The organism is uncultured Sphingomonas sp. (genome assembly GCF_946477935.1).
Classification (GTDB): domain Bacteria; phylum Pseudomonadota; class Alphaproteobacteria; order Sphingomonadales; family Sphingomonadaceae; genus Sphingomonas.
Window position 1 is genome coordinate 1 of record NZ_CAMLAC010000225.1, and the last position, 6,031, is coordinate 6,031.

General features: G+C 68.1%; 5 protein-coding genes and 1 pseudogene. 3 read left to right on the plus strand and 3 right to left on the minus strand.

The window, feature by feature from the left end; all coding sequences use genetic code 11:
- Together Q0U08_RS16985 and Q0U08_RS16990 are read left to right on the plus strand one after the other, a co-directional pair.
- A pseudogene (locus Q0U08_RS16985) lies at positions 1–675 on the plus strand (peptidase S8); the annotation flags it as partial.
- A gap of 50 nt (positions 676–725) precedes the next feature.
- Positions 726–1,724: an LLM class flavin-dependent oxidoreductase gene (locus Q0U08_RS16990; RefSeq protein ID WP_298092786.1), complete on the plus strand. Its 999-nt coding sequence runs from the start codon at positions 726–728 to the stop codon at positions 1,722–1,724.
- Positions 1,725–1,763: 39 nt separating this feature from the next.
- Here Q0U08_RS16990 and Q0U08_RS16995 read toward each other — a convergent pair whose 3' ends face one another.
- Genes Q0U08_RS16995 through Q0U08_RS17005 form a run of 3 tightly spaced genes read right to left on the minus strand, consistent with a single transcriptional unit; the run spans position 1,764 to position 4,068 of the window.
- On the minus strand, positions 1,764–3,131 hold the full coding sequence (locus tag Q0U08_RS16995) for a HAMP domain-containing sensor histidine kinase (RefSeq protein WP_298092788.1): 1,368 nt from the start codon (positions 3,129–3,131) through the stop codon (positions 1,764–1,766).
- Positions 3,132–3,150: 19 nt separating this feature from the next.
- Positions 3,151–3,825 (minus strand): response regulator transcription factor, encoded by a 675-nt coding sequence (locus Q0U08_RS17000; RefSeq protein ID WP_112381310.1) that lies wholly within the window; start codon positions 3,823–3,825, stop codon positions 3,151–3,153.
- 27 nt (positions 3,826–3,852) lie between these two features.
- Complete coding sequence (locus tag Q0U08_RS17005; protein WP_367271151.1) at positions 3,853–4,068, minus strand: PepSY domain-containing protein; 216 nt, start codon at positions 4,066–4,068, stop codon at positions 3,853–3,855.
- A gap of 228 nt (positions 4,069–4,296) precedes the next feature.
- On the opposite strand from Q0U08_RS17005, the gene Q0U08_RS17010 reads away from it, so the two are divergent.
- Positions 4,297–6,031 (plus strand): ABC-F family ATP-binding cassette domain-containing protein (locus tag Q0U08_RS17010; RefSeq protein ID WP_298092791.1); only part of this gene is annotated, 1,735 nt, incomplete at its 3' end.

Here is a 6,031-nt window from a genome sequence, read left to right on the forward strand (position 1 = left end):
GCCGCGATCGACAGGGGACAGGTGCTCACCCGGCAGGACGCAGCATACCCCGTCGCCGACCGCTGGAACCGCAGCCGCTACGACCGCGCCGCCCTCACCCTCGACCGCCGCTTCGGCGACATCGCCGCCACCCTCACCGCCAGCCGCCTGGTGGAGAGCGACACGCTGCTCGGCGCACGGTTCGGCCCCGGTCTGGGCGGAGCCGGCGCGACGAGCTGGTTCGCCGATGCCGCCGCGCGCTGGCATAGCCCCACCGGCTGGACACTGGGCGCGACATGGCGACAGGGCTGGACGCATGCCAGCGCCGCCCACGGCCTTGCCGGCACCGCCCGCCTCGGCACCACTGCCTTTGCCGCCGACATCGGCAAGGCCGGCATCTTCGGCCGCGACTCGCTTGGCCTGCGCATCGCCCAGCCGCTGCGTGTCGCGCAGGGCGGCATCGATTACCGCCTGCCCACCGGCTGGGACTATGCCAGCGCCGGCGTGTCGGCCTGGACGGTGCAGCGCCTGAACCTCGCCCCCACTGGCCGCGAGATCGACGTGGAGGCGCGCTACACCCTGCCGCTCGGCCCCGGCGACCTCCACACCAATCTCTTCTGGCGGCGCGATCCGGGCAATATCGCCGCCTTGCCAGACGATTACGGCCTGGCGCTCCGCTGGGCCTTCGGCCTCTAAAAGCGGATCTTTATTTGCGGGGGACGGAGATGCTTCCCATCTCCTGAGACATGACCCGTCTTTCCCTTCTCGATCTGGTGCCCGTCGTCGAAGGCGGCACCGTATCGCAATCGCTGGCCAACGCCGCCGATCTCGCCGCCCATGCCGAATCGCTCGGCTATCATCGCTACTGGGTGGCCGAGCATCACGGCATGGAGGGCATCGCCTCGGCCGCCACCGCGGTGGTGATCGCGCACGTTGCCGCCGCCACCCGCACCATCCGCGTCGGCGCGGGCGGCATCATGCTGCCCAACCACGCGCCCCTGGTCATCGCCGAGCAGTTCGGCACGCTCGACGCGCTGTTCCCTGGCCGCATTGACCTCGGCCTCGGCCGCGCCCCCGGATCGGACCAGCGCGTCGCCCGCGCCATGCGCCGCACGCTCGACAGCGATCCCAACGCCTTCCCGCGCGACGTGCTGGAGCTGCAGAGCTACTTCGCCGATGACGGCCAGACCGGCATCGCCGCTACTCCGGGTGCCGGCGCCACCCCGCAGATGTGGATCCTCGGCTCCAGCCTGTTCGGCGCGCAACTCGCCGCCGCGCTCGGCCTGCCCTACGCCTTCGCCTCGCATTTCGCGCCCGACGCGCTCGATGCCGCGCTCGGCGTCTATCGTCGCGAGTTCCGCCCCTCGGCCACGCTTGCCAGGCCGCATGCCATGGCCGGCTTCAACATCTTCGCCGCCGACACCGACGAAGAGGCCGAATTCCTCGCCTCCTCGCAGCAACAGGCGTTCGTGGCGCTGCGCACCGGCAACCCCGGCCGCATGCCGCCGCCCGTCGCCGGCTATCGCGACAGCCTGGGGCCGCAGGGCGCGGCCATGCTGAACCAGGTCCTCTCCTGCTCCGCGATCGGCAGCCCCGCCACCGTCGCCCGCCAGCTCGCCGCGTTCGTCGAGCGGACCCAGGTGGACGAGGTGATGGTGACCAGCGCGATCTACGACCATCAGGCGCGCAAGCGCTCGATCGCGATCGCCGCCGAGGTCGGCCAAGAACTCGCCAAGGCGGCCTGACGCCTTCGCCCTATCTATGTAGGTTGGAGCCGGCGGGGTTCAGGCCGCCGCCGGCAGGCGCAGCCGCACCATCAGCCCGCCCAGATCCTCGCTCTCCTCCAGGCTGACCGTGCCTTCGTAGATTTCCGCCACGTCGCGCACGATCGCCAGCCCAAGCCCGGTGCCCGGCTTGCCGCTGTCCAGCCGCACGCCGCGATCGAAGATGCGCAGCCGGTCCGCCTCCGCGATCCCGGCACCGTCATCTTCGATCAGGAACTCGACATAGCCGGCCTCCGCGCCGACCGTCACGAACACGCTGCCGCCGCCATATTTCGCGGCATTCTCGATCAGATTGCCCAGCAGCTCGTCCAGATCCTGCCGCTCGACATGCACCGCCAGATCCTTGGGGCCGGTCACGTCGATGCGGACATGGCGGTACAGCCGCGCCACCGCCCGCTCCACCGACTCCAGGCTCGGCCACACCTCCGCCCGGCTATGCGCCGAGCCGCGCCGGCCGACCGCGCGGGCGCGGGCCAGATGATGGTCCACCTGCCGCCGCATCGTCCGCGCCTCGCGCACCACCGTATCCGCCAGATCGTCCGCCTGCGCGGTCGCGGCATTCATGATGACGGTCAGCGGCGTCTTCAGCGCATGCGCCAGATTGCCGGCATGGCGCCGCGCTTCCTCCGCCTGGCGCTCATTATGTTCGATCAGCGCGTTCAGTTCCTCGACCATCGGCGCCACTTCGCTGGGCATTTCCGACGAGATCCGGTTGGCCTGCCCCGCGCGCATCCGCGCAATCTCCTGCCGCACCCGGTGCAGCGGCCACAGCCCGTAAAAGGTCTGCAACCATGCCAGCACGATCAGGCCCAGCCCCAGCAACGCGAAACTGCGCACCAACGTGCGTCGGAGCGAGGCGATCTGCGCGTCCAGCCCTTCCCGGCTCTGCGCGACCTGGAACCGCCAGCGCACGTCCGATCCCGGCAGCTTCACGTCCCGCTCGACGATGCGCAACTTCTGGTCGGGAAACTGGCTGCTGGTATAGGTATGGATGCCCTTGTCGTCGTGCGGCGCGCCGTAAGCCAGTTGCCGGTCCCACAGCGAACGCGACGGGAACACTTCCTTGCCCGGCGCGGAAATCTGCCAGTAAAGCCCTGAATAGGGCTCCAGAAACTGCGGATCGCCCACCAGATCGCGCCCGAAGATCACCTCGCCATCCGGGCCGATCTCGGCCGCGACCAGCAACGACTTCAGGATATATTGCAGCTGGTTGTCGGTATTCTGCGTCACCGCGCTGGTCAGCACCCGGTCCAGCGCGAAACCGCCGCCGGCCAGCAACACCGATATCCACGCCGCGGAGATCAGGATCATGCGGCGCGACAGCGATCCGGTGCGCCATTTCCGCTTGGGAGTATCCGCCTCCGTCATGCGTGTCGGCCGGCCCGCCTCAGGCGGCGGCGCCCTCCGGATCTTCCAGGCTGTAGCCCAGCCCGCGGATCGTGGTGATCACGTCCTGGCCCAGCTTCTTGCGGATGCGCGTCACGAACACCTCGATCGTGTTCGAATCGCGGTCGAAATCCTGATCGTAGATGTGTTCGATCAGTTCGGTGCGGCTCACCACCTTGCCCTTGTGGTGCAGCAGGTAGCTCAGCAGCTTATATTCCTGCGCGGTCAACTTCACCGGCTCGCCCGCGCGCGTCACCTTGCCGCTGCGCGTGTCCAGCCGCACATCGCCCGCGGTCAGTTCGGACGAGGCATTGCCGGATGCGCGGCGGATCAGCGCGCGCAACCGGGCGATCAGTTCCTCGGTCTGGAACGGCTTGGCGACATAATCGTCCGCGCCTGCATCCAGCCCGGCCACCTTGTCGGACCAGCTATCGCGCGCGGTCAGCACCAGCACGGGGGTGGTCTTGCCCTCCTTGCGCCAGCGGTCCAGCACGGTCAGCCCGTCAATCTCGGGCAATCCCAGGTCCAGCACGATCGCGTCATAGCTTTCGGTCGATCCCAGGAAATGCCCTTCCTCGCCGTCCGTCGCAAGATCGATGGCATAGCCGGCGCCCTCCAGCGTATTCTTCAGTTGCTGGCCGAGATGGGGTTCGTCCTCGACGATCAGAACGCGCATCGATGTGGGTCTCCTTTGGAAATGGGGTCAGCGGTCGGTACGGCCGACGATCTGTCCGGATCGCGCATCGACCTCGACCCAGATCACCGTGCCGTTGCGCAGGAACTTCATCGTATAGATCGCCACGCTCGCCTCGAAGTCGAAGCCGAGATATTGCGCCCCCTCCATCTGGGGCAGCACCCGGCGCTCGATCTCCGGCATGGGCAGGATGCGCCCTTGCTTGCGGGCCTGCAATGCCCTCATCTGGTCGCTCCGCCGCTGATCCGGAGCTTGTGCCATCCCCGGGGCCGTCATCACGGGGCTTGCGGCCAACAGTGCCAGGAGGACGGTCATCTTCATGGAGTTGGCATAGGCCGCATGCGTTGAACACCCTCTGAATGAGCGCGAGGCCAAACGAGGCGCCGGCGCGCGTCCGCAAAAGCGCATGACAACTTGCCCGGTTCCGGGCGGGCCCTTACGTGGCGGTGCATCATGGCAGCACCCGTTCTCTCGTTTGAAGACCTTGGCGTCATCCAGGGCTCCGGCTGGCTTTTCCGGCATCTCGACATCCATGTCGGCCAGCGCGACCGCCTCGCGCTGATCGGCCGCAACGGCGCGGGCAAGTCGACGCTGCTGAAACTGATCGCCGGCATCCTCGATTCGGACGAGGGGCGCCGCACGCTCGTGCCGGGCACGCATGTCGTCTATCTCGAACAGGATCCCGATCTTTCCGGCGTCGCCACCCTGCGCGACTATGTCCTGTCGGGCAACGACGCGCCCCAGCCCTATGAGGCGGAAGCGATCGCCGACCAGCTCGGCATCGACCTGTCACGCGAAGCCGCGACCGCCAGCGGGGGCGAGCGCCGCCGCGCCGCGATCGTCCGCGCGCTGGCGGTGAACCCGGACGTGCTGCTGCTCGACGAACCGACCAACCATCTCGATCTTGCTGCGATCGAATGGCTGGAGGACTGGCTGAAGCGCTTCACCGGCGCGTTCATCGTCATCAGCCACGACCGGACCTTCCTCACCCGCCTGACCCGCTCGACCCTGTGGCTCGACCGCGGCAATCTGCGCCGCAACGAGGTCGGTTTCGGCGGCTTCGACGCCTGGACCGAGGCGGTCTATGCCGAGGAGACCCGCGCCGCCGAGAAGCTCGACGCCAAGTTGAAGATCGAGGAGCATTGGCTCCACCGCGGCGTCACCGCGCGGCGCAAGCGCAACCAGGGCCGCCTCGAAAAGCTGCACCAGATGCGCGCCACCCGCGCCGCGATGATCGGGCCGCAAGGCGCCGCCAAGCTCGGCATCGCGTCGGACGACGTGAAGACCAAGGAGGTCATCAAGGCCGAGCACGTCACCAAGCGTTATGGCGACCGCACCGTCATCAAGGATTTCAGCCTGAAGGTGACGCGCGGCGACCGCATCGGCATCGTCGGCGCCAATGGTGCGGGCAAGACGACGCTGCTCCGCCTGCTCACGGGCGAGATCCAGCCCGACGAGGGCGAGGTGAAGCTGGCCAAGACGCTCGACGGCGTCATCATCGATCAGCAACGCCGCCTGATGGCGCCCGAGAAGCGCGTGCGCGAGGTGCTGGCCGACGGCGGCGACTGGATCGACGTGCGCGGCACCCGCAAGCATGTGCACGGCTATCTGAAGGAATTCCTGTTCGACCCCAGCCTGGCGGAGGCGCGGATCGGTACGCTGTCGGGTGGCGAGCGGTCACGCCTGTTGCTCGCCCGTGAATTTGCCCGCGAGTCCAACCTGCTGGTGCTGGACGAGCCGACCAACGACCTCGACCTCGAAACGCTCGATCTGCTCCAGGAGGTGATCGGCGACTATGATGGTACCGTCCTGATCGTCAGCCACGACCGCGACTTCCTCGATCGCACCGTCACCGTCACGCTCGGCCTCGACGGTTCTGGCACGATCGACGTGGTCGCGGGCGGCTATGAGGACTGGGTCGCCAAGCGCAAGCCGCGCAACGAGGGCAGGAAGGCCGCCCCCAAGGCCGCCGCGCCCGCTGCCCCGGTACAGGCGCGCACCAAGCTCAGCTACAAGGACCAGCGCGACTACGACCTGCTGCCCAAGCGGATCGAAGAGATCGAGGCCGGCATCGCCCGCGACGAAGCCAAACTCGCCGACCCCGACTTCTACGCCAAGGACCCCACCGGCTTCGCCCGCCTCTCCGCCGCGATCGGCAAGGCTAGAGAGGAAAAGGACGAGGCGGAAA

Coding starts and splice junctions, on each gene's coding strand:
- Q0U08_RS16990 (WP_298092786.1), top strand. CDS start 726: ATGACCCGTCTTTCCCTTCTCGATCTGGTGCCCGTCGTCGAAGGCGGC.
- Q0U08_RS16995 (WP_298092788.1), bottom strand. CDS start 3,131: ATGACGGAGGCGGATACTCCCAAGCGGAAATGGCGCACCGGATCGCTG.
- Q0U08_RS17000 (WP_112381310.1), bottom strand. CDS start 3,825: ATGCGCGTTCTGATCGTCGAGGACGAACCCCATCTCGGCCAGCAACTG.
- Q0U08_RS17005 (WP_367271151.1), bottom strand. CDS start 4,068: ATGAGGGCATTGCAGGCCCGCAAGCAAGGGCGCATCCTGCCCATGCCG.